At 62.8% G+C, this 21,641-nt stretch carries 22 protein-coding genes and 1 tRNA gene; 8 read left to right on the top strand and 15 right to left on the bottom strand.

Annotation, left to right across the window (positions count from 1 at the left end; all coding sequences use genetic code 11):
- Nucleotides 1-69: 69 nt before the first annotated feature.
- The 8 genes from G7Y82_RS16535 to G7Y82_RS21765 all read right to left on the bottom strand — a co-directional run bounded on the left by G7Y82_RS16535 (nt 70) and on the right by G7Y82_RS21765 (nt 5,231).
- Entirely contained in the window at nt 70-333 is a 264-nt protein-coding gene (locus tag G7Y82_RS16535) for a ComEA family DNA-binding protein (RefSeq protein ID WP_168149239.1), read from the bottom strand.
- Between the two features lie 182 nt (nt 334-515).
- Entirely contained in the window at nt 516-1,055 is a 540-nt protein-coding gene (locus tag G7Y82_RS16530; RefSeq protein WP_168149238.1) for an REP-associated tyrosine transposase, read from the bottom strand.
- 291 nt (nt 1,056-1,346) lie between these two features.
- On the bottom strand, nt 1,347-1,667 hold the full coding sequence (locus tag G7Y82_RS16525; protein ID WP_168149237.1) for a CcdB family protein: 321 nt from the start codon (nt 1,665-1,667) through the stop codon (nt 1,347-1,349).
- Nucleotides 1,668-1,677: 10 nt separating this feature from the next.
- Complete coding sequence (locus G7Y82_RS16520) at nt 1,678-1,929, bottom strand: type II toxin-antitoxin system CcdA family antitoxin (RefSeq protein ID WP_168149236.1); 252 nt, start codon at nt 1,927-1,929, stop codon at nt 1,678-1,680.
- Nucleotides 1,930-2,346: 417 nt separating this feature from the next.
- On the bottom strand, nt 2,347-2,619 hold the full coding sequence (locus tag G7Y82_RS16515; RefSeq protein ID WP_168149235.1) for a BrnA antitoxin family protein: 273 nt from the start codon (nt 2,617-2,619) through the stop codon (nt 2,347-2,349).
- Nucleotides 2,588-2,875, bottom strand: coding sequence for a BrnT family toxin (locus G7Y82_RS16510; RefSeq protein WP_168149234.1), 288 nt, complete (start codon nt 2,873-2,875; stop codon nt 2,588-2,590). The genes G7Y82_RS16515 and G7Y82_RS16510 overlap by 32 nt, the downstream gene beginning before the upstream one ends.
- 452 nt (nt 2,876-3,327) lie before the next feature.
- On the bottom strand, nt 3,328-4,752 hold the full coding sequence (locus G7Y82_RS16505) for an O-antigen ligase family protein (protein ID WP_168149233.1): 1,425 nt from the start codon (nt 4,750-4,752) through the stop codon (nt 3,328-3,330).
- Between the two features lie 62 nt (nt 4,753-4,814).
- On the bottom strand, nt 4,815-5,231 hold the full coding sequence (locus tag G7Y82_RS21765; RefSeq protein WP_168149232.1) for a pilin: 417 nt from the start codon (nt 5,229-5,231) through the stop codon (nt 4,815-4,817).
- A gap of 361 nt (nt 5,232-5,592) precedes the next feature.
- Here G7Y82_RS21765 and leuS point away from each other — a divergent pair, with 361 nt between their 5' ends.
- Nucleotides 5,593-8,265: a leucine--tRNA ligase gene (leuS, locus tag G7Y82_RS16495; protein WP_168149231.1), complete on the top strand. Its 2,673-nt coding sequence runs from the start codon at nt 5,593-5,595 to the stop codon at nt 8,263-8,265.
- A gap of 193 nt (nt 8,266-8,458) precedes the next feature.
- Entirely contained in the window at nt 8,459-8,932 is a 474-nt protein-coding gene (locus tag G7Y82_RS16490; protein ID WP_240954363.1) for an LPS-assembly lipoprotein LptE, read from the top strand.
- On the opposite strand, the gene G7Y82_RS16485 is transcribed toward G7Y82_RS16490, so the two are convergent.
- Nucleotides 8,859-10,100 carry a (Fe-S)-binding protein gene (locus tag G7Y82_RS16485; RefSeq protein WP_240954373.1) on the bottom strand — a complete coding sequence of 414 codons (1,242 nt, stop codon included), beginning with the start codon at nt 10,098-10,100 and terminating at the stop codon, nt 8,859-8,861. The genes G7Y82_RS16490 and G7Y82_RS16485 overlap by 74 nt on opposite strands.
- Nucleotides 10,101-10,237: 137 nt before the next feature.
- On the opposite strand from G7Y82_RS16485, the gene G7Y82_RS16480 reads away from it, so the two are divergent.
- The 3 genes from G7Y82_RS16480 to def are packed head-to-tail and all read left to right on the top strand — an operon-like array spanning nt 10,238 to nt 11,839.
- Nucleotides 10,238-10,921, top strand: coding sequence for a DUF481 domain-containing protein (locus G7Y82_RS16480; protein WP_168149228.1), 684 nt, complete (start codon nt 10,238-10,240; stop codon nt 10,919-10,921).
- A gap of 59 nt (nt 10,922-10,980) precedes the next feature.
- Nucleotides 10,981-11,307: a (2Fe-2S) ferredoxin domain-containing protein gene (locus G7Y82_RS16475; RefSeq protein ID WP_168149227.1), complete on the top strand. Its 327-nt coding sequence runs from the start codon at nt 10,981-10,983 to the stop codon at nt 11,305-11,307.
- 1 nt (nt 11,308) lies between these two features.
- Nucleotides 11,309-11,839 (top strand): peptide deformylase, encoded by a 531-nt coding sequence (gene def, locus G7Y82_RS16470; protein ID WP_168149226.1) that lies wholly within the window; start codon nt 11,309-11,311, stop codon nt 11,837-11,839.
- 11 nt (nt 11,840-11,850) lie between these two features.
- Here the strand turns inward: def and mltF are convergent, their stop codons facing one another.
- The gene (gene mltF, locus G7Y82_RS16465) at nt 11,851-13,371 is read right to left on the bottom strand and encodes a membrane-bound lytic murein transglycosylase MltF (protein ID WP_168149225.1); all 1,521 of its coding nucleotides are present in this window, start codon (nt 13,369-13,371) and stop codon (nt 11,851-11,853) included.
- Between the two features lie 106 nt (nt 13,372-13,477).
- On the opposite strand from mltF, the gene G7Y82_RS16460 reads away from it, so the two are divergent.
- A tRNA-Ser gene (locus G7Y82_RS16460) sits at nt 13,478-13,567 on the top strand.
- A 429-nt stretch (nt 13,568-13,996) separates the two neighbouring features.
- Here the strand turns inward: G7Y82_RS16460 and G7Y82_RS16455 are convergent.
- The gene (locus tag G7Y82_RS16455) at nt 13,997-14,293 is read right to left on the bottom strand and encodes a DUF6471 domain-containing protein (RefSeq protein ID WP_168149224.1); all 297 of its coding nucleotides are present in this window, start codon (nt 14,291-14,293) and stop codon (nt 13,997-13,999) included.
- Nucleotides 14,294-14,636: 343 nt separating this feature from the next.
- Here G7Y82_RS16455 and G7Y82_RS16450 point away from each other — a divergent pair, with 343 nt between their 5' ends.
- Complete coding sequence (locus G7Y82_RS16450) at nt 14,637-15,149, top strand: helix-turn-helix domain-containing protein (protein ID WP_168149223.1); 513 nt, start codon at nt 14,637-14,639, stop codon at nt 15,147-15,149.
- 52 nt (nt 15,150-15,201) lie between these two features.
- On the opposite strand, the gene G7Y82_RS16445 is transcribed toward G7Y82_RS16450, so the two are convergent.
- Nucleotides 15,202-17,247 (bottom strand): TonB-dependent receptor plug domain-containing protein, encoded by a 2,046-nt coding sequence (locus tag G7Y82_RS16445; protein WP_206370782.1) that lies wholly within the window; start codon nt 17,245-17,247, stop codon nt 15,202-15,204.
- A gap of 146 nt (nt 17,248-17,393) precedes the next feature.
- Nucleotides 17,394-18,857 carry a flavin-containing monooxygenase gene (locus G7Y82_RS16440; RefSeq protein ID WP_168149222.1) on the bottom strand — a complete coding sequence of 488 codons (1,464 nt, stop codon included), beginning with the start codon at nt 18,855-18,857 and terminating at the stop codon, nt 17,394-17,396.
- A 125-nt stretch (nt 18,858-18,982) separates the two neighbouring features.
- On the opposite strand from G7Y82_RS16440, the gene G7Y82_RS16435 reads away from it, so the two are divergent.
- Nucleotides 18,983-19,900 carry an SRPBCC family protein gene (locus G7Y82_RS16435; protein WP_168149221.1) on the top strand — a complete coding sequence of 306 codons (918 nt, stop codon included), beginning with the start codon at nt 18,983-18,985 and terminating at the stop codon, nt 19,898-19,900.
- Between the two features lie 3 nt (nt 19,901-19,903).
- On the opposite strand, the gene G7Y82_RS16430 is transcribed toward G7Y82_RS16435, so the two are convergent.
- Together G7Y82_RS16430 and G7Y82_RS16425 are read right to left on the bottom strand one after the other, a co-directional pair.
- The gene (locus tag G7Y82_RS16430; RefSeq protein ID WP_168149220.1) at nt 19,904-20,665 is read right to left on the bottom strand and encodes an ABC transporter permease; all 762 of its coding nucleotides are present in this window, start codon (nt 20,663-20,665) and stop codon (nt 19,904-19,906) included.
- On the bottom strand, nt 20,662-21,588 hold the full coding sequence (locus tag G7Y82_RS16425) for an ABC transporter ATP-binding protein (protein ID WP_168149219.1): 927 nt from the start codon (nt 21,586-21,588) through the stop codon (nt 20,662-20,664). The genes G7Y82_RS16430 and G7Y82_RS16425 overlap by 4 nt, the downstream gene beginning before the upstream one ends.
- Between the last annotated feature and the right edge of the window lie 53 nt (nt 21,589-21,641).

The raw sequence follows: 21,641 nt of genomic DNA, 5'->3' as shown, positions 1-21,641 counted from the left end.
GCCACCGCTTCAGGCAAACAAAAAACGGGCGGTCCAATGGCCGCCCGTTCAAGACGCGGAGTTCATGTATTAATTCTTCTTGGCCGGACCTCCGACCGTGATCTCGGGCTCGATCATCTTGTACGTCTTCGGGCCAATCCCGTCGACCTTCTGAATATCGGCCTTGGTCTTGTACGGCCGATGCTTGATGATCTCCTGCGCCTTCGCAGGCCCAACGCCGGGCAGCTTCTCGAGTGCCTTCTGATCCGCCGTATTGATGTTGGTGACGGCAAAAGCCGGCGCCGACATGGCAAGCCCGATGCCGAGCAACGTTGCTGCAACGATGGATTTCATGATTCCAGCTCCCTGAATGGCGCGGACGTCCCACGCAGCTTCAGTATCCAGATCAACGCCTGGTAGTACGCGACATCGATCACAAAACACGGATGTGTTCGAAAGAAAGTGTGGTGGAAATGTGACATTCGTCACAGCGCGCTGCGTAACTGCGTAGCCCGGATGCAATCCGGGACGCTGTTCTACGGAAGTTCACCGATCCCGCTTTCAGGTGGCACCGGCTCCGCGCCGCCCCAGTCGACGGGCAACAATCCACGCCGAACGTCCCGATGAATCGACGAATACGGCCAGTCACGGATTCGCGTCACCAGGACGTGCTTCACCGGGTTGTAATGGATGTAATCGACATGCCGTTCGAAATCTGCCTCGTCGCGTATCGGGTGTTCCCAGAATCGCCGTTGCCAAAGATCGTATTCACCGCGTGCGTTCCGGTATAGCGGGATACCGGCATCGCGCAAGCGGATCGTGAAGCCGCGCTTGATCAGACGGATGCGTGTAGAGAAATCGGCATCGCCATCCAGCAACGAGCAGAGCAGATGAAAATGATCCGGCAGGATCACGAGTGCCTCGATGTGAAACGGCGCGCGGGCACGAGCGTCCCGGAATGTCGTACGCAAGTCTCCGACGTGATCCGTCAAATGACGCGCGCGACGATTTCGCAACGTGACTGTCAGGAAATAGGGCGCATTCGCGATGCGGCGGCTTCGTCGGTGCGAGGCCATGCTCGCAGCATAAGCCGAGCGATTGCCGCTGGCTTCTGCACGCCTCGACTCACGAGACCCGCGGCACAAAACGTAGCCCGGATGCAATCCGGGGGCTGGCTACGCATCCACGCATCTGAACGTAGCCGCGTAGCCCGGACGAAGTCCGGGGTTCGTTCTAAATTGACATCCCCGGAGACGACCAAAACGCCACCCGAAGGTGGCGTTCGAATGATTGGGCCGTGGGTTCGTCCGTCGCGTTGTGATCCTGGCGCGCACGGGCGTGCCCAGGAAATGCCGGACGTCGCTTTGTCACCCGTAAGCGCGGGAAAACAGTTCGTCCAAGGCGTTCACGATGCGCTCCGCCTGTGCCGCCAGCGAAGCGACGGACGCGCCGAGCTTGTTTGCGGGAACGGAGACGATCTCGAGTGGATGCAGAACGACAGTCTCCCCTTGGATGTTGAACGAGGGGTTGAACCGAGCGTGATGTACATGACCGATGTCGGATTTCTTGACCAGTGGAATCACGACTCTGCGCTGGTAGTCATCAAAGACAGCCGATTGCACGACCACGACATAGGGAATACTGTCGCGATGCTGCCCTGGATTTCGATAAACGTCGAACTGCGCCATGGGTATCCGGCTACAGCGTCGAGAACTCGTCCGCAAACGAGCCATGCTTTTCGGCATACCGATTCCAGGCCTCGGTGCTGCGGCGCAGGCGGTTGGCTCTTGCGTCCACGAGCTGTTGCTGTTGCTGGACGAAAGTGGCCAGCATGGATTCCACTTGAGCGGACAGGTTATCCGTCATCGCCTGGGCCTGCTTCACTAGCTCTTCGTTCAGGAATAAATTCACCGCGCGCTTGCGAGATGGAAGCTTGTTGGTGATGGTCATGAGGCACCTCCGATTTGATATGCGCATCGTATGCGCATGAAGTCTGCGGGGACAAGCCTCCGGAGCCGGCTGTGATACCGAAGCCTCGGGCCACCTAGCCGCGTAGCCCGGACGAAGTCCGGGGTTCGTTCGGGGGCAACCGGCCTCGCCAAATTGACATCCCCGAAAGCGACGATCATAAAAAGCGCCACCCGGAGGTGGCGTTTGAATGGATGTGCCGTGGAGGGGCCATCGTGGCGTGTTCCCGGATTACATCCGGGCTACGCATCCTGGCCGCGATGCCGGCCCGGATGCGATGAACGTCGAACTGCGCCATTGGCGGCGCCTACAGCGTGGAGAACTCGTCCATCGCTCGGAAATTGATCCGTGGTCGAGGGGCGCCCATGATTCGGATTTTGTTGTTGATGCGGATGCCCGTTACGCGGGCGAGTGCTCCTTGAGCCACTCCCGCAGCGCCGCGTTCATACGCGTTTGCCAGCCAGGGCCGGCGGCGCGAAAGGCGTCCAGCACGTCGCGGTCGAAGCGGACGGTCGTGGATTCCTTGTTGCGGCCGGCCGGGCGACCCGGTGGACGCTTCGCGGCGGCGAGTACATGACCCGGCAACGCTTCACGCGCCGGACGCGCCTTGGCAAACCATGTCTCATCCAGAATCGGTGAATCAGAATCCATAGCGGGCTTTGTGGGCTTCATAGCGGCGAACCTCCGGTTTCTCGGCTTTACGAAGATTGATCGGGCGGATTCGCCCATTGCGCTCCGTGAACACCAGGATGTGCAACACAGCGTCGATGAAGCCAACCGCCACCCAACGATCTTCCTCCGGGGCAGCGCGGTCGTCGTAGTTCACCAGTGCCGTGTCAATGTCGAACCCTTCCGCCGCCGCCAAGCTCACGCCTTCGTGCTTGGCTTGGTTGATGGCGTCTTTCTCGGGATCGAACTCAATGTCCACGAAGTTATTGTAGTAACGAATATTAGGGAGTCAAGCACTCGTCATCCGAACGAAGTCCGGGCATCGTATGAAAGGCAAAGGCTCGCCGCATTGCCGAGCCCAAATCCGCGTGCCATAAAAACGCTACCCGGAGGCGGCGTTTGAATGGATGTGCTGTGGAGGGGCCATCGTGGCGTATTCCCGGATTGCATCCGGGCTACTGGCTGTGATCCCGGAGCCCCGGGCCTCGTAGCCCGGACGAAGTCCGGGGTTCGTTCGGGGCGCAACCATCCTCGCCAAATTGGCATCCCCGAAAGCGACGATCATAAAAAAACGCCACCCGGAGGTGGCGTTCGAATGGATGGTCCATGGAGGGGCCATCGCGGCGTGTTCCCGGATTGCATCCGGGCTACTCGAATGGATGGCCTGTTGATGGGAATCGGGTTGTATCCCCGGATTGCATCCGGGCTACGCTAGCTGGGGCGCTCGCCTTGTTGGCATGAGCACGTTTTGTTGAATGGAATAAGCCCTTGTGACCAGAGCCTGGGGGAAACGGTGCCGCCGAACTTTGGCATTTGTTGGACTTCAGGTGATGGGTTGATACATCTCCACCCCAGAGCAATAGATGCAAGCAAGCCGGCAATGCAAGCGGCGGATGTCACCGAGGCCAGAAAATAGTTAGCCTTTGACCCTGCGGCTAGTTGCCTCTGCCTTTCTTTGGGCGTCAAAGAAAGGCCAACCAGTGTTACTGCAAGTAATTGACTGACAGGATCGTTGAAAACATTGGCAACAAGTCCGTGAACCAAGGCGGCCACTGCTCCGGCGAATATCGCGAGATCGATGCGAGCGTCTTGTTGCAGGCCCTGTAGAACCTCACTACGAATTTTGACCGCGAACGACACAAGCCATCGTACGATTAGTAGGCAAAGAATCAGAAAAGCGGGAATGCCCCATTCCGCTGCGAACTGCAAAGGAAAGTCGTGCGGGCCAGCGCCTGGGACACCGGGGTGTCGACCAAGCATTGCGTACTGCATCGGACCGATGCCCAATAAAGGCGACGAGTGGATGTCTGCCCATGCTGTGGTGTAGAGCGATTCGCGCCCGCTCAGGCCAGCGGTGACGATGCGATCCGCGGTCGAGATGTCGAAATGTATAGCAAAGACTTGCCACAGCGCGAACGCCGACGCCGCAACGAGAAGTTGATGGATGGCGTACCTGCGCCCTACATGGCCGAAAAGGATGAAGATGGCAGCCATGCCGATGGCGAGGCCGACTAATGCGCCTCGGCTTCCGGTCCCGATCACGAAAGCCCAGGTCGCGACTGAAGCGATTGTGCAGATGGCGCTGGCCGCGCCTCGGTACTTTTCGGTGAGCCATGGTGCTACCCATAGCAAGGGAATCGTCCAGGTTGCCGCTTTGGCGAAGAATCGTGGTCCGATGAAGGGCAGCCATGCCGAGCTTAGCCCCCGTCCGTCTCCTGTGAGATAGGCGGAGAAAAAGTTCGTAGCCAGCCTGATGCCGAGAATCACCCCGCCGGTAGCGATGATGGCGATGATTTGAATCTTCAGCGAGGGGGCATTCGATGCGGCTCTGCCGAGCCATGTGCCGACTATTATTGCGGAACAGAGAATGGTGACTTCTATCAACCCATACAGGGGCAGGTTGGAACGAAGGCTGCTGGCGATGCCTAGCAACACGAATGCTGCGAGCAGTCCATTCATTCTCGATGGAGATTGGAGTGAAGGCGGCTTTACGAAGAGGCAGGAAAGAATGGCAAGAAAGCCCAAAATTTCGAAAAAACGGGCCTCGTCATACCAAGTCTGAAGAAAGGCTTTGCTCTCGAGTCCGGAGGCCGAGTATGCCGCGAGAATCGAAAGTAGTAAAAAGAAAGGTTTCATAAAAAAGCCGCGCCCGATGGCGCGGCTTCTTCCTCAAATAACAACATCCTGCGTTGCGCAGATTACGTTCCGCGGCAGTTTGCCGGCAGGTACTTCGGAGCGATCGTTGACGCCGTGCAGCTCCAGCTCAGCGGGGCAGACGCATCTGTCGACGAGGGGGTCAACACAAAGTTGCCCGGAGCGGAAGAGATATTCGACGCAACGGTAATCACGCCGCCAGTGCCAACCGACAAACTCGTGATGTACTGGGTGGAGTTGCTCGAGCACCCAGCGGCATCAGTCGTGGTCGGCAAAGTTGCCTGCGAGGCGAAATATTCGGCCACGGATGTTTTGCATGCATCAGCAGCCGTAACCAGCTCAGTCACCTTCGAGCGCGTGATGTAGTCCTGATACGCCGGAATGGCGATGGCGGCCAGGATGCCGATGATCGCGACGACGATCATCAGTTCGATGAGCGTAAAACCCTGCTGCTTCTTCATGTGCTTCTCCATGTGGTGGTGTACTCCCCGTGGGACATCCCCGCGTAGGAAATTTCTGGCAAGGGGTATGCCACGCAGGGTCGATGCGAGAAATTCACTGCAGTTGGGATAATTTCTCTATAAACGACAGGCGGCGACAGCTGACGTCAAGTGCCTCTGGATGTCGATAAGTGACAAAATTTGTCAATGACGCACGGTCCGGTTGCCGAAGGCATGCCTCGGCCGGCAGTTGTCCCGTCTTCGGATAGATCGCGAGCATTTCTACGCGCTCTCGGGCGGCCTCTCTAACGGGGAGAGCGGCAATTCATGGCTCGCTGGCTGCTAAAATGCCGGCCTTTTTCGCATTCAGCCGCGTCAATCCATGTCCGAGCCGTATCAGCCGTCCGTCGTCGAGCAGGCCGCCCAGTCGTTCTGGGCCGAGCAGGGCTCTTTTGAGGTCCGTGAGAATCCAGGCCAGGAGAAGTACTACTGCCTGTCGATGTTTCCGTATCCGTCGGGCAAGCTGCACATGGGGCATGTGCGCAATTACACGATCGGCGACGTGATCTCGCGCTATCAGCGCATGCTCGGCAAGAACGTGTTGCAGCCGATCGGCTTCGATGCGTTCGGTCTGCCGGCCGAGAACGCGGCGATCGCCAACAACACGCAGCCGGCGAAGTGGACGTACGCGAACATGGCGTACATGCGCGACCAGCTCAAGCGCCTGGGCTTTGCGTACGACTGGTCGCGCGAGCTGGCGACCTGCGATCCGAAGTATTACCGCTGGGAACAGCTGCTGTTCACGCGGCTGATGAAGAAGGGCTTGGCGTATCGCAAGAACGCGGTCGTCAACTGGGATCCGGTCGATCAGACGGTGCTGGCCAACGAGCAGGTGGTCGACGGTCGCGGCTGGCGTTCGGGCGCGGTGGTCGAGCGCAAGGAAATCCCGCAGTGGTTCCTGAAGATCACCGACTACGCGCAGGAGCTGCTCGACGCTCTGGACACGCTGGAAGGCTGGCCGGACGCGGTCAAGACCATGCAGCGCAACTGGATCGGCCGCTCGGAAGGTCTGGAATTGCAGTTCGGCATCGACGGCGGTGAACCGCTGACGGTGTATACGACCCGCCCGGACACCTTGATGGGCGTGACGTACGTGGCGGTGGCCGCCGAGCATCCGCTGGCGCTGAAGGCGGCCGAGGCCAATGCGGAACTGGCGGCGTTTTTGAAGGACGCGTCGCGCTCCGGCGTCGCCGAGGCCGAGATGGAGACGATGGAAAAGCGCGGCATGCCGCTCGGCATCTCCGCGATCCATCCGCTCAGCGGCGAGCCGGTGCCGGTCTGGGCGGCGAACTTCGTGCTGATGGGCTATGGCACTGGCGCGGTGATGGCGGTGCCGGCGCACGACGAGCGCGACTTCGAGTTCGCGACCAAGTACGGCCTGCCGATCAAGCGCGTGATCCGCAGCGCCAGGGAAGCCGAGCTGATGGCGCGGCTGGCGACGGTGGGCGATCTGTCCGACGAGGACGATTTCGTCGACGCGCCGGCCAATCAGCCGCTGATGAAGGAACTTGAAGCGATTCGCAGTGGCTGTACGACCGAGCACGGTCTGCTGATTCATTCCGGCGAATACGACGGCCTGGATTTCGAACAGGCTTTCGAGGCGATCACGGCGCGGGTCGAGCGCGAGGGCAAGGGCAATCGCCGCGTCAACTTCCGCCTGCGCGACTGGGGCGTTTCGCGGCAGCGCTATTGGGGCTGTCCGATCCCGGTGATTTATTGCCCGAAGTGCGATGCGGTGCCGGTGCCGGAAGATCAGCTGCCGGTGGTGTTGCCGGAAGACGTCGCGTTCAGCGGCGTGCAGTCGCCGATCAAGGCCGATCCGGCTTGGCGTCAGTGCGTCTGCCCGCAATGCGGCGGCCCGGCCGAGCGCGAGACCGATACCTTCGACACCTTCATGGAGTCGAGCTGGTACTTCGCGCGCTATGCCTGCCCGGACGCCGATACGGCGATGCTCGACGCGCGCGCCGACTACTGGCTGCCGGTCGACCAGTACATCGGCGGCATCGAGCACGCGATCCTGCATCTGCTGTATGCGCGCTTCTATCAGAAACTGATGCGCGACGAAGGGCTGACGACGGCCGGCGAGCCGTTCACCAACCTGCTGACGCAGGGCATGGTCGTCAAGGAGACGTATTACCGCGAGGATGCGTCCGGCAAGAAGCTGTGGATCAACCCGGCGGATGTGGAGCTGGAGCTCGACGCCAAGGGGCAGGCGGTGGCGGCAAAACTGGTTGCCGACGGTGCGCCGGTGACGATCGGCGGCGTCGAAAAGATGTCGAAGTCGAAGAACAACGGTGTCGATCCGCAGGCCTTGATCGATCAGTACGGTGCCGACACCGTGCGCCTGTTCGCGATGTTTGCGGCGCCGCCGGAGCAGTCGCTGGAATGGCGCGACGATGGCGTCGAAGGCTCGTCGCGCTTCCTCAAGCGTCTGTGGCGGGCGGTGCAGGCGCACGTCGAGCAGGGCGCAGCGCCGGCGCTCGAGGTCTCGGCTTTGAACGGTGAGCAGAAGGCGCTGCGGCGCAAACTGCATGAGACCATCGCCAAGGTCGGCGACGACTACGGCCGTCGCAAAACCTTCAATACCGCGATCGCCGCGGTGATGGAGCTGATGAATGAGGCGACGCGTCGCGACGATGCCTCGGCGCAGGGGCGCGCGCTGCAGCAGGAAATCTGGGAGGCGGTGACGCTGATGCTTCAGCCGATCGTGCCGCACGTCACGCACACGCTGTGGACGAGTCTGCGCGGTGGTGACGATCTGTTGGCGCAGCGCTGGCCGATGGTCGACGAGTCGGCGCTGGTGCGTGACGAAATCGCGTTGGTGGTGCAGGTCAACGGCAAGCTGCGCGGCAATATCTCGGTGCCGGCCAGTGCCGACAAGGATGCGATCATCGCCGCAGCGCTGGCCGACGAGAATGTTGCGAAGTTCGTGGCGGGTCAGCCGATCAAGAAGCAGATCGTCGTGCCGGGCAAGCTGGTCAACCTCGTCATCTGATCGACGGTGTCTGACCTCGTGCAAGTGTCGTTGTCGGCTCTCGCGCTGCTCGTGTCGCCTGCGGCCGCCACCGGGCAAATCCGCTGATCTCGTGATATAGAAGGCCGTGCGCGCGCTCCTGACCCTGACACTTTCGCTGCTGTTATCGGCTTGTGGATTCCACTTGGCCGGCAGCCGCCCCCTGTCCGTAGACTTGAAGAAGGTCTATATCGACACGACGATTCCGTACTCGGTGACGGAGCCGCCGATCGAGACGCAGCTGCGCGAGATTCTGCAGCGCCGTGGGGCGGAAGTCGCCAAAGACGCTTCGGCCGACGTCACGACGATTCGCCTGTCGAATCTCAAGGAAGCGCGCGAAGTGCTGTCGATGGGTACCGACGGCAAGGCCATCGAGTTCCGGCTCGTGACGCGGGTTCACTATGAGGTGTTCCGCGGCAAGCAGACCTTGGTCACTCCGGGCGATATTGTCGCGACGCGCGATTACAGCTTCGAGCCCGACCAGGTGCTGGCCAAGGAGGCCGAAGAGCAGCGCCTGCGCGAGTTCATCCAGTCGCAGCTGGCCGAGCTGTTGATGATGCGCATCGATGCGGCGCTCACGTATCACTCGGCCACTGTTGGGCAAGCAGCGCCAAAGGATGCAGCAGCGTCGGCGCCTTCGACGCCCTGAGGTCGCCGCGGCGTAATCCGCCGCCCAGATGCAGGCTGCAGCCGACATTGCTGCTGACCAGATAATCGGCCGTCATGTGCGACAGCGCATCGAGCTTGTGCTCCAGCAGTCGATCGGCCATTTCCGGCTGTGACAGCAGATAGGTCCCGGCGGCGCCGCAGCAATTGTGTTGCGAGTCCAGGGTGACGACGCGTGCGTTCGGAATTTTGCGCAGCAAGGCGATGATGGCCTCACCGGCGCCGGTGACATTGCGCTGTGAGCACGGCAGATGCACGGCAATCGTTGCGTTGAGTGGCCGCAATTGGATATCGCGGGGCCAGTGATCGAGCAGCAGGCGGTGCGGGTCTTGGACTTGCGCCGCGAAGTCCGCGCTGCCGATGCCGCAGGCGCCGTATTCCTGCAGGGTCGCGCCGCAGCCGCTGGCGGCGTAGACGATGGCAGCCGTGCTGGAAAATGCGGCGCGATTGCGGTCCGCCAGATTGGCTGCTGCAGCCGGGGCGCCGGCATGCAGATGCAGGGCGCCGCAACAGGTTTGCGCGCGGGGTTGTTCGACCTCGAAGCCGCATCGCTCGAACAGCGTCGCAATTGCATGGAGCGTGGCCGTGTCGGCAATGTCTCCGACACAGCCTCGGAACAGTTGTACCCGAGTGCCATGACGCGGCCGTTGATGTGCCCCGACGGCGACTTGCGGCGTCCGCTGCGGAAGCAGTGACAGCCAGCGGCCGGCGCGGCCCATGCGCAACGCACCGCCCATCGTCAGCAGGCGCTGCAGTCCGCTGTACTGGAACAGCTGCAGTGCGATGCGGGCCATGCGCCGCAGGCGGGGACGCGTCAGCCAGGGCGCGAGACCGCGGGTCAGGGCCGGTGGGCGGCCCGCATGGTGCTGAAGCATCGCGCGGCCGGCATCGATCAGCTCCCCGTATGGCACGCGCGCCGGGCAAACGCGCTCGCAGCTACGGCAGCCCAGGCAGCCGTCGAGGTGTGCGTCCAGCGCCGCACTGCGTTCGATCAGGCCGCTGGCGAGGCCCTGCATGAGCATGATTCGCCCACGAGGCGAGTCCGCCTCGTTGCCCGTTTCCTGATAGGTCGGGCAGTGCGGCAGGCACAGGCCACACTTCACGCAAAGGTCGGCCTTTGCGAGCGGGAACGGGCGCGCCGTTTGCTCCATGGTTTGCGTATCGGACATCGATGCCAATAATAGTCGCTCGCAAATCCCCCAACCCACATTCGGAGCCCCTATCTGTGAAGTATGCGAAAGGATTCGCCGCCCTGGCCTGCCCCATTGCCTGTCTCGGTTTTGTCCCGATGGCAGCGCAAGCCCAGGAACAGGCGGCCCCCTGGTCCGGTGATATCTCGGTCGGCTATCTCGCCACGACCGGCAATTCGGACACCAGCTCGCTGAACAGCAAGTTCAGCCTGGTTTACGCGCAGTCGAAGTGGAAGAACACGCTGGCGGCCTCGGCCGTCAACACTTACGCGGATCACGTCAGCTCGGCCGAGAATTACCAGGCCGCCGATCAGCTCGAATACAACTTCTCGACACGCGACTACGCCTTCGCCTCCGTGGACTGGCTCAAGGATCGCTTTGCGTCGATTCGCGAGCAGACGTCGGAGACCACCGGTTATGGTCGCCACATCCTGATTGGGCCGCGCCATTTCCTCGACGGTGAAGTCGGTATCGGTGCGCGTCAGCAGGAAACGAATGACGATCCGCGCCAGCACGATGACGATTTCATCGGCCGCGGTGCGCTGAAGTATCGCTGGGCGATCACCGACACGACGTCGTTCTCGCAGTCGCTGAAGGTCGAGACCGGTGCCAGCAACACCTACACCGAGTCGATCACCGCGCTGAAGCTGCAGATCGTCGGCAACCTGTTCACGAACCTTTCGTACACCGTCCGCAACAACTCCAAGGCGGCGGACGACACCGAGAAGACGGACACTGAAGCCGCCGTCACGGTGAGCTACCAGTTCGGCAAGAAGAAGTAAGCTGCAAGGGCGCCGCCGGTGTATCGGGCGGCGCCCGTTTCCGGGCCTGAAGGACCCTCATGAGCACCGAAAGCCACTACCGACATCACGTGTTCTTCTGCGGCAATCGCCGTCCGCCGGGTGAGCGTACCTGTTGTGCCGACAAAGGCGCAGACCGCGTGCGTGACTATGCCAAGCGGCGGGTCAAGGCGCTGGGGCTGGCTGGCGTCGGTGGCGTGCGCATCAATCAGGCCGGTTGCCTCGATCGGTGCGAGGAGGGGCCGTGCATCGTCGTTTACCCCGAAGCGGTCTGGTACACCTACGTCGACGAGGACGATATCGACGATATCGTCGAGCAGCATCTGCAGAAGGGCCAGATCGTCGAGCGTCTGCGCCTGAAGGACTGACGTGATTCGCGACGTCCTGCGCATGGGCGATCCGCGCCTGCTGCGTACTGCGAAACCGGTCGAGGCCTTCGACACGCCGCAGTTGCACGCCTTGATCGCCGACCTGTTCGACACCATGCGGCACCTTGATGGCGCGGGCCTGGCGGCGCCACAGATCGGCGTCGACCTGCGTGTCGTCATCTTCGGTTTTGCGCGCAACGAGCGGTATCCGGATGCGCCGCCGGTACCGGAAACCGTGCTCGTCAATCCGCAGCTGACGCCGCTGTCGGATGAGATGGACGAAGGCTGGGAAGGTTGTCTGTCGGTGCCGGGCCTGCGCGGCGTCGTGCCCCGCTATCGGCGCCTGCACTATCGCGGCTTCGATCCGCGCGGGCAGGTGATCGAGCGCGAGGCTGAAGGCTTTCATGCCCGCGTCGTGCAACACGAATGTGATCATCTCGACGGAGTGCTGTACCCCATGCGCGTTCGCGACTTCACGCGCTTTGGATTCTCCGACGTCCTGTTTCCAGGACTGTCGAGCGCCGACGACTAAGCGCGCCTGCGCTAGAGCACGGGCGAATTGATGTTCAGCGGGTTGCGCTTTTCCGGATCATCTTTGTCGTCATCCTTCTTCTGCTCTTCGGCGGACTCCAGCGACGTTTTCGGCTCGGCGTTCTTGTCGCGCGTGATCCAGACCAGCATGTCGTAGTACGCGCGGATGTTGCCGACGTAGATCACCGCCTGGTGGCCGCGCGCATAACCGTGCTGGGTCTGCCGGTACCAGTGGCTTTGTGACAGCAGCGGCAAGGTGTGTCGCACATCGAGCCAGCGGTTCGGATTGCCGCCGAGCTTGGCGGTCAGATCGCGTGCGTCGATCAGGTGGCCGACGCCCATGTTGTAAGCGGCCAGTGCCATCCACGTGCGGTCGGGCTCGGGAATGTCGGTCGGCAGCTGGTCGGCAATCTGTTTGAAATAGCGCGCGCCGCCGGCAATGCTCTGGCTCGGATCCTCGCGGTTCGCGACATTGAGAAAGCTCGCCGTAGCATTGGTCAGCATCATGATGCCGCGCACACCGGTAGGGCTGGTCGCAGTCGGGTCCCAGTGCGATTCCTGATAGCCAATGGCGGCGAGCAGTCGCCAGTCCAGTCCGGTGCTGTCGGCCGCTTTCTGGAACATTGCCCGATAACGCGTCAAGCGCGTGTCGACATGCGTTGCCAGTGTCAGTGCCCCTTGGGAGTCGACCTGGTCAACGTGCCCGAAGTAGCGGTCCTTGATGCGCGCGAGCTCTTCCTTGCCGAGCTTGGCGAAGAACTGTGTCGACGCATTGGCCAGACTGCTGTCGTGGCCGCCGCGAAATGCCCAGGCGACGTCGAGTGCATCGGACACCGTGAATGCCGCGCGCAGGTTGGGGTAGTAGCGCTGGTTGATTGCCAGCAGGTCCGAATTGACGATCGTGTAGTCGAGCGTGCCCTGCGAGACCTGATACAATAGTTCTTCGGCCACGTCGTCGTCGGTTTCGTCCCACTTCAGCTGCGGATAGCGCTGCTTGCGCATCTCGCGCAGCGTCTCCACCGGTGCACTGTTGGTGCCGACGCGCAGGGTGCCATGCAGATCGCCAAGATTTTCCGGGCGTGGCGTCCCGCGGCGGTAAACCAGCGTCGGCGCGACCTTCAACAAGGGCTGCGAGAATCGCACCTGCTTGCGCCGCCCCGGGGTCTCGGCAAGGCTGGCCGCCGCCATGTGCACGACACCTTCCTCGACCATGTCGAGTGCCGCCGGCGGGCTGGGCGCGACCACCAGCTCGAGCTTGACCCCCAGCTCGTCGGCGAAAGCCTTGGCCAGATCGTAATCGAAGCCGGTCGGCTCTCCGTCCTGGCCGATGTAGTAACTCGTTGGGCTATTGACCGTGGCCACGCGCAGCACGCCCAGCGCCTTCACTTCGTCCAGCGACGACTGGCGCGGCGAGCACGTTCCGAGGATCGCAAACAGGCCAAAAAGTCCGCAAAGGAACGCCAGCCGCCCCAAACCGACGCGTGACGTCGATTTTTTTGTCTCCGGGGTAGTAGGCGTGGCGGCCAGGTTCATTTAAAATAGTCGTCTTGGCGCGGCCCGAGGGCCGATGCTAGCCCTGAATTTTCGCACAATCGGCCACCCGGCCGATCGTTTTCAGGGCGGCCCGTCAAAAAGTCACGGAGAGGTGGCAGAGTGGTCGAATGTACCTGACTCGAAATCAGGCGTACGTGCAAACGTACCGTGGGTTCGAATCCCACCCTCTCCGCCACAAAATAAGGAAGCCGACTCAATGTCGGCTTTTTTATTTTGCAGAATCAATGCGGAGGGTGGATTGCGCGCCCCATTCCCTGGGCCGCGGCCTTCGGCCTCGCTGCGCTCGCTCCAATGCGTTCCTGACGCTTTGGTCGAAGGCGCGGCAGCGCCCGGCCCACAGGGGAATCCCACCCTCTCCGCCACAAGAAGGAAGCCGACTCAATGTCGGCTTTTTTATTTTGCAGATCAGTAACTAGCGAGCGCGCTCGGGCCGCTCGTGCGCTTTGCAGGGGCACAAGCAGGCGGATTTCCTCGCGGTTTGGCTTCATGTCGGACGAGCGCACCCCCTGATGAGGTGGTTCGCGCCAACGCTGCCACGGCTCAGGCTGCAGGCGTCGCCTGGCACCCAACGGGCCTGAACGCTGATGGTGTGGGTCGCCCGGGTCTAGTCCTGATCAGGCGTCTGGCCAGCATCGTCGGTCGAACGTTGTGGCATGGCGGGACGGCGTTGCAAGTCCGGAATGACGTTGATGATGTCGATCGATCGAACCCCCAAGGCATCAAGGACGGCCAGGAACAACCCAGCCTCCATCTGGCCGCGCGAGGCCTTGGCGCGAAGATTCGACGAGGACTGCGAAATGCCGGCGCGCGCCAGTGCGCGACTGATTTCGTCGAATGTGACGCCGGCACGTGCTCGTTCGACGCGGATGATGCGTTTGATGACTTCGCGGTGCTCTTTCATGGCGTGCGGCGGTGACCGTTGGCGGGGGTGATCGGGCTTCAAGTCTATAGCACGCGCTACGCATGTTTCGCGTTGCGGCGCGGCAGATTCCTGCGCGCCACGCAGCTCTGCGGCGCTGCGACGCAGGTCGGCGCGATCGCCGTCGGCGCCGGCATGTCCTTGCGATGGCAAAAAAGTACCGGCTTGCCGCTGCCCATGCGTATGCCCTACGTCGGGAATCGCTCGGAATGATTGAAATCGGCGCAAGCACTAAATCGCTGGGATCGGGCCGATTACATAATGCTGGCAAGCATTTATTGAGAATCGGGCATACTGTGGCCCCCGGATAAATCAGAAAATCAAGATGAGCGATATCGCAACGCTGCTGAAAAGCGAAATCTCACGCCTGTCCCGCAAGACCTTGCGTCAGGCGATTGCCCCGCTGCAGTCGGCGACGGCTTCGCACCGCAAACAGATTGCGTCGATGAAGCGGCAGATTGGCGATCTGGAGCGCGAGCTCAAAAAGCTGCGCCGTGCCGCGGAGAACAAGGCCTCGGAGCCTTTGCCGGAAGCAGGTGTGAAACTGCGTTTCGTGGCCAAGGGCCTGAAGTCGATGCGTACGCGTCTGGGCATCAGCGCCGAAGAGCTCGGTCAGCTGATTGGGGCCAGCTCGCAGTCGGTTTACAACTGGGAAAGCAAGAAGACCACGCCGCGCGCGGCGCAGGTCGAGGCGATCGCGCAACTGCGTGGCCTCGGCAAGAAGGAAGCGCGTGCACGCCTGGAGGCGATGGAAGCAGCCAAGGCTCCGGCGAAGGCGACCAAGAAGCGCGCACGCAAGAAGGCCAAGACCGCGACACCAGCGGCGGACGCGAGCTGACGCGCGTCCCAGCGCAGCGCACCGGCCCCACTGGGGCCGGTGCGCGTGATGCTCAGTAGCGGTAGTCGACCTGCGCGAGCCAGGTGCGACCCGCCTGATAGAAGCCTTCCTCGTATGCGTAACGTGCGTCGCTGAGATTGCGGCCGCCGATTTCGATGCCCAGTTGTGGCAACGGCTCATAGCGCACGAAAGCATTGGCGAGCGTGAACGCGCCGGCGATCCGGTCGCCGGCGGTGTCGCTGTAGCGCTTCGATTCGTGATCGAGGTCGGCGCGCAGCCGCCACTGTGGCATGAACTGCCAGTCGGCACCGAGCTGGTATTTGAACTCTGGCGTGCCGGTGCTCTTCAGGCTCGAATCGCTAAGGTTGTCGACGTCGACGATATCCAGCTGAGCGTTGAGCAGCAGCGTCGCCAGCGGCGACCAGTCGGCCGAGGCTTCGATGCCGCGATTGCGCTGCCGGCCGATGTTCTGTTCCTGCGTGCAATCCGAGCTGTCGGTCGCGCAAAGCGAGGCGTCGACATTGACCGCCTCGATCGCGTCGTGCAACCGGCTTTCGTATAGCGCGATCTTGGTGTGCAGGCTGCCGGTCTTCGCCTCGTAGCCGATCTCGTAATGCATGGCCGATTCCGGATCGAGGCTCGGATTCGGCACGACGGTGCCGAGGCCGCCGGAGAAGCGTTCCTTGAGCGTCGGGAAGCGCGTCTTGCGGCTGATGCCGGCGTACACCGTCTGCTGCGTCGTGACGTGCCAGGCGGCAACCAACTGCGCGTTGTCGGCATCGGCGCTGTCGACGCGGACCGGCACGATGGGCTCGTCATCGTCGTTGTACACGTGGACGGTGCGGCCGGGCTGCACCATGTGCGAATAGCCGGGCGTCAGCGACAGCGTCGGCAAGACCCACCACTCGTGTTCGATGGCGATGTCGTAGGTCGGAATGTCCAGCCGCTCCTGCGGCGCGTACGGGGACTCTTCGGCTTCACGGTGGACGTCGTTGCGGTAGTGCGCGGCGATGCGCGTGGTCTGCTGCGCCGTCCAGCGCCATTCGAAATCGGCGCTGCCGCCGACGCTGTAGTCGTCGTAGTGGCTGCCGTGGAAGGCGTACGGCCTGGTCTGCGTCGTATAGGTGTCGTCGTCGTACGATTCCAGCGCGTTCTTGAAGCTGTCGTAATACAAGCGCCAGCGCAGTGTGCCTTGTGCGGCGATCGCATTGCGTGCGACGAAGTAGACGCTCTGCTTGTCCCAGTACGGCCACTGCCAGTAGCGCGGTTTCACGCTGCTGCTGGTGCCGGCGTACGGCGGATCGTCCTTGCTGCCGTCCTGGCGGTAATAGCTGAGCGCGAACTCGTTACCGGCGTTCGGCGCGTAACCGATCTTGGCGCTGATGACGGTGTCGCGGCTGTCGGCATTGTTGCGCTTGCCTCCGTCCTCGGCGGTGGTCGGCGTGAAGTCATGCGGCAGGCGGTACCCGTCGGCGTTCGTGTACGAGACATTGGCATTGGCGTACCAGGCGCCATGCACGCCGCCGAGCGATGCGGAGACCCGCTGTTCGATGTCGTCGAAATGGTCGTCGAGCTCGGTTTCGAGTCGGGCATGGGCTTCGAACGGCTGGCTCGGCCGACGGCTGACGACGTTGATCGCGCCGCCCAGGGTGTTCGGTCCGTACAGCAGCGAGGCCAGGCCCTTGCTGACGATGATTTGCGACACATAGTCGACACCGAAACGGCCGAGATCGACGACGCCGTCGTAAGGCACGTAGACCGGGACGCCGTCGATGAACAGCGGCACTTCACGGCTGGTGAAGCCGCGCACGGCGACTGTGCGCTCGCGGCGCTGCCCGGCTTCCTGGATCGCGACGCCCGGCACCAGATCGAGTGCCGTCGACAGGTCGTCGCGATGGCGCGCCGCCAGCGTGCTGGCGTCGATGCTGTCCGTCGTGACGGCGGCCGCGTCCGGCAGTTTTTCTCCGATCACTTCGACGGTGCCGAGCGTGAAAACATCCGCTGTGGCTGCGTCGTCGGCGCGCGTGTTGCCGCTGTACAAGGCGGCCGCAGCCGCAAGTACCGGCAGCAGCCGGTACGCATGAATCGAGATGCGCATCTTGGTCCCCAGGCAAATGACGTGAGCGGGCGACGCCGCTGGCGCCCCGACGACCGACGGCACTCTCGGCCGGCGTCATCGTTATGTTGCGGAGTATATAACGACGAATGCCAGCGCAAGCTCAGATGCAAGGCCGAGGCTTCAGATCAGCGCCCCGAGAACTCCATCACGCCGTCGTCGAGGCGACCGTGGCGCAGCGTGATCAGGTCCAGCACGTAGTTCTGATGCAGCTTCCAGGGCGACCGTGAGCCCTGCTTCGGAAAGCGGTCGATCGCGCGCTGGACGTAGCCGGATGAAAAATCGATCAGCGGTTCTTCCTGCACGGAAGGGTCGCGACGCCGCGGCACGCAGCGTGTATGGCCGTGCGCGCGCATGTAATGCAGCACGCGGCAGATGTACTCGGCGGTCAGGTCGCATTTGAGCGTCCATGACGCGTTCGTATAGCCGATCGCGAAGGCCAGGTTCGGCACGTCGCTGCACATCATGCCCTTGTAGCTCATCGTCTTGGCCAGATCGACCGAGACCCCGTCGACCGAGATACTCATGCCGCCAAGGGCCACCAGGTCGAGGCCGGTGGCGGTCACGACCAGATCGGCCGTCAGCTCCTGGCCGGACCGCAGGCGAATGCCGTGCTCGGTGAAGGTCTCGATATGGTCGGTGACGATCTCTGCGCGACCGCGGCGCAACGCGGCGAACAGATCGCCGTCCGGGATTGCGCACAGGCGCTGGTCCCATGGGTTGTAGCGCGGTGCGAAGTGCGGATCGATCGGGTAGTCCGCGCCGAGCGCACGGCGCGCGCGCCCGCGCAGCAGCTTCTTCACCAGCTCCGGCGCGCGGCGGCACAGCTGAAAGAAGGCGATACCGAACAGCACGTTCTTCCAGCGCGCCAGCGCATAGGCGGTCTTGGCCGGCAGGTGGCGGCGCAAGGCATTGGCGACGCCGTCTTCGGCGGGCAGTGACGCGATGTAGGTCGGCGAGCGCTGCAGCATCGTCACGTGCGCCGCCTGTTTGGCCATTTCCGGCATCAGCGTCACGGCCGTGGCGCCACTGCCGATGACGACGACGCGCTGGCCCGCATAGTCGATCTCCGGTGTCCACTGTTGCGGGTGGACGACGCGGCCGCCGAAGCGCTCGATGCCGGGAAAGGCCGGTTGATAGCCACGCTCATAGCGGTAGTAGCCGCTGCACATGTACAGAAAGCCGCACTGCAACTGTACGCGGCCGGCATCGGTCTCGACGTCGACCGTCCAGCGGCTCGTTGGGCTCGACCACGCGGCGTGAACGACGCGGTGGCGATAGCGGATATGACGGTCGACACCGTAATCACGTGCGGTGTCGCGGATGTAGTCGCGGATCGAGTCGCCGTCGGCGATGGCTTTGGCCTGCCGCCATGGGCGGAACGAATAGCCGAGCGTGTACATGTCGCTGTCGGAGCGGATGCCCGGATAGCGGAATAGATCCCAGGTCCCGCCGATCGCGTCGCGCGCCTCGACGATCGCATAGCGGCGATCCGGGCAATGCTGTTGCAGGTGGCAGGCGGCACCGATGCCGGACAAGCCGGCGCCGACAATCAGCACGTCGAAGTAGGTGGGGTCAGCAGTCGTATTCATCGGCGGTCACGTCGGGGCTGTCCAGACTGCCATCCTGCGCCGCTTGCGGCCGCCGCCGCCTTGGCCGAAACGGCAGGGGCGACGGCACTGCGGCACTTTTACTGTTGCGCACAGTCGGACAGAACATGAATCAATTTTCTGAATGGAGCCGGTGCGCGATCATCGCGCTGGCGATCATCGCCGGCGTGGTGTCGACGAGCAGCCGCTCGGCCGATGCGACGCCGGGCGACTTCGTCGCCGCGACGCAGGCGGCTTATGTCGATGCGCGCCCGCAGCTGGAGAACAGTCCGTTTCATCGGCCGCTGTCGATCGACTCCGAGCAGTCCGGCGCGCGGCTGACGGGCAGTATCGAGGCGCGCCTCGATGCCCCGTTCGCCGATGTCGCCAAGAGTCTGTCGGACGCCGATGGCTGGTGCCGCATCATGCTGTTGATGCCGAATATCGCCGACTGCCACGGCACCGCCGACCGCTACGCCCACGCGCTCAGCGTCGGTCTGGTGCGCAAGTTCGACGATGCGCCGAGGGCGGCGACGCCGGTCCGGTTCTCCTTCGACGTCGACGCGCAGCCCGACGGCCTGCAGGTGTCGCTCGAAGCGCCGAACGGGCCGCTCGGTACGCGCAACTACCGTATCAGGCTGCAGGCTGTGCCGGTAGCCGATGGCCAGACCTTCATCACCCTGCGCTACAGCGATGAATACGGCTGGGCCGCTCGGATGGCCGCGCGCGTGTACATGGCGACGTCCGGTGCCGACAAGATCGGCTTCAGCTCCAGCGGCACCAGTGCGGACGGCAAGCCGCAATATGTCGGCGGCCTGCGCGGCGCGATCGAGCGTAATGCCATGCGCTGCTATCTGGCGATCGAGACGTATCTGTCGACGGCGAAGCTCGATGACGATGCACGCTTTGGTGCGGCGCTGCAGCGCTGGACGCAGGCGATCGCCGAGTATCCAGCGCAGTTGGCCGAGGAGGACATCGACGCCTATCGCCGCGCCAAGCTGCGCGATGCGGCCGCTGCCGCGTCGGACGCCGGTGCCTCGTCGTGAAGCTCAGGCCTTGAGTCGATAGCCGGTCTTGAACACCCAGCGAATCAGCAACAGGCAAACGATCAGGAACGTCACCGTCATGCCGAGGCTGATCGAGATGCGCACGTCGGCCTGACCGTAGAAGGCCCAGCGCAATCCGCTGATCAGATAGACCACCGGATTGAACAGCGCGATCTTCTGCCACAGCGGCGGCAGCATGCTGATCGAGTAGAAGCTGCCGCCGAGGAAGGTCAGCGGCGTGACGACCATCAGCGGCACGATCTGCAGTTTCTCGAAGCCGTCGGCCCAGATGCCGATCAGAAAACCGAACAGGCTGAACGTCACCGCGGTCAGCATCAGAAAGCCGATCATCCAGACCGGATGTTCGATGTGATACGGCACGAACAGCCGCGCAGTCACGAGAATCAGCAGGCCGAGGATCATCGACTTGGTGGCCGCTGCGCCGACGTAGCCGAGCACCGCCTCGGCGAATGACACCGGTGCCGACAGCAATTCGTAAATGGTGCCGGTGAATTTCGGCATGTAGATGCCGAATGAGGCGTTCGAAATGCTCTCCGACAGCAGCGACAGCATCACCAGCCCGGGGATGATGAACGCGCCGTAACTGATGTCGCCAATCGAACCGATGCGCGAGCCGATCGCGGCGCCGAAGACGATGAAGTACAGCGAGGTCGACAGCACCGGCGAGGCCAGGCTCTGCATCCACGTGCGGCGGAAGCGGGCCATCTCGAACAGATAGATGGCGCGGACGGCGTAGAAATTCATGCGGGCTCCCGGACCAGGCCGACGAAGATGTCTTCGAGCGAGCTTTCGCTGGATTGCAGACTCTTGAAGTCGATGCCGTGCTCGTTGAGGCGACGCAGCAGCGCGCCGATGCCGGTCTGCTCGCTCTGCGCGTCGAAGGTGTAGGTCAACGTCTGACCGTCGGCCGACAGTTCCAGCGGCTCGCCCGACAGCGCGCCCGGTAGCTGCTCCAGCGGCGACTGCAGATGCAGGACCAGCTGCTTCTTGCCGAGCTTGGCCATCAGCGTCGCCTTGTCCTCGACCAGCAGAATCTCACCGCGGCGGATGACGCCGATGCGGTCGGCCATTTCCTCGGCTTCTTCGATGTAGTGCGTGGTCAGAATGATGGTGACACCGCTCTCGCGCAGGCCGCGGACCATCTCCCACATGTCGCGGCGCAATTCGACGTCGACACCGGCGGTCGGCTCGTCGAGAAATAGAATCGACGGCTCGTGCGACAGGGCCTTGGCGATCATCACGCGGCGCTTCATGCCGCCCGACAGCGTCATGACCTTGGCGTCTTTCTTGTCCCACAGCGACAGCGTGCGCAGCAGCTTTTCGACATAGGCCGGATCGGCCGGCTTGCCGAACAGGCCGCGGCTGAAGCTGACAGTGGCCCACACGGTTTCGAATGCATCGGTCGCCAGCTCCTGTGGCACCAGACCGATCTTGGTCCGTGCCGGACGAAAGTCGCGAATGATGTCGTGCCCGTCGGCGACGATGCTGCCGCGCGTCGGCGTGACCAGGCCGCAGATGGCGCCGATCAGCGTCGTCTTGCCGGCGCCGTTGGGCCCGAGCAGCGCGAACAGCTCGCCGCGCTCGATTTCGAGATCAATGTGCTTGAGCGCCTCGAATCCCGAGGCGTAGGTCTTGTTCAGACCGCGGATGGAAATAATGGATGGCACGCGTGCGCTCCCCGGAAGGCACGCATCCTAATGGGGGCCGCGCGGCGCTGTAC

Origin of the sequence: Solimonas marina (genome assembly GCF_012241385.1) — a bacterium.
Lineage (GTDB): Bacteria > Pseudomonadota > Gammaproteobacteria > Nevskiales > Nevskiaceae > Solimonas > Solimonas marina.
Note: the sequence above shows the minus strand (reverse complement) of the source record. Positions and strands in the feature narration are given on the sequence as shown.

Excerpts from the sequence above, each read along its gene's own strand:
- G7Y82_RS16450 (WP_168149223.1), top strand. The coding sequence starts at position 14,637 with ATGAGCGATATCGCAACGCTGCTGAAAAGCGAAATCTCACGCCTGTCC.
- leuS (WP_168149231.1), top strand. The coding sequence starts at position 5,593 with ATGTCCGAGCCGTATCAGCCGTCCGTCGTCGAGCAGGCCGCCCAGTCG.
- mltF (WP_168149225.1), bottom strand. The coding sequence starts at position 13,371 with ATGAACCTGGCCGCCACGCCTACTACCCCGGAGACAAAAAAATCGACG.
- G7Y82_RS16480 (WP_168149228.1), top strand. The coding sequence starts at position 10,238 with ATGGCAGCGCAAGCCCAGGAACAGGCGGCCCCCTGGTCCGGTGATATC.
- G7Y82_RS16485 (WP_240954373.1), bottom strand. The coding sequence starts at position 10,100 with ATGGAGCAAACGGCGCGCCCGTTCCCGCTCGCAAAGGCCGACCTTTGC.
- G7Y82_RS16430 (WP_168149220.1), bottom strand. The coding sequence starts at position 20,665 with ATGAATTTCTACGCCGTCCGCGCCATCTATCTGTTCGAGATGGCCCGC.
- G7Y82_RS16525 (WP_168149237.1), bottom strand. The coding sequence starts at position 1,667 with ATGGCGCAGTTCGACGTTTATCGAAATCCAGGGCAGCATCGCGACAGT.
- G7Y82_RS21765 (WP_168149232.1), bottom strand. The coding sequence starts at position 5,231 with ATGAAGAAGCAGCAGGGTTTTACGCTCATCGAACTGATGATCGTCGTC.
- G7Y82_RS16475 (WP_168149227.1), top strand. The coding sequence starts at position 10,981 with ATGAGCACCGAAAGCCACTACCGACATCACGTGTTCTTCTGCGGCAAT.
- G7Y82_RS16535 (WP_168149239.1), bottom strand. The coding sequence starts at position 333 with ATGAAATCCATCGTTGCAGCAACGTTGCTCGGCATCGGGCTTGCCATG.
- G7Y82_RS16530 (WP_168149238.1), bottom strand. The coding sequence starts at position 1,055 with ATGGCCTCGCACCGACGAAGCCGCCGCATCGCGAATGCGCCCTATTTC.
- G7Y82_RS16440 (WP_168149222.1), bottom strand. The coding sequence starts at position 18,857 with ATGAATACGACTGCTGACCCCACCTACTTCGACGTGCTGATTGTCGGC.
- G7Y82_RS16515 (WP_168149235.1), bottom strand. The coding sequence starts at position 2,619 with ATGAAGCCCACAAAGCCCGCTATGGATTCTGATTCACCGATTCTGGAT.
- G7Y82_RS16455 (WP_168149224.1), bottom strand. The coding sequence starts at position 14,293 with ATGAAAGAGCACCGCGAAGTCATCAAACGCATCATCCGCGTCGAACGA.
- G7Y82_RS16505 (WP_168149233.1), bottom strand. The coding sequence starts at position 4,752 with ATGAAACCTTTCTTTTTACTACTTTCGATTCTCGCGGCATACTCGGCC.
- G7Y82_RS16435 (WP_168149221.1), top strand. The coding sequence starts at position 18,983 with ATGAATCAATTTTCTGAATGGAGCCGGTGCGCGATCATCGCGCTGGCG.
- G7Y82_RS16445 (WP_206370782.1), bottom strand. The coding sequence starts at position 17,247 with ATGCGCATCTCGATTCATGCGTACCGGCTGCTGCCGGTACTTGCGGCT.
- G7Y82_RS16520 (WP_168149236.1), bottom strand. The coding sequence starts at position 1,929 with ATGACCATCACCAACAAGCTTCCATCTCGCAAGCGCGCGGTGAATTTA.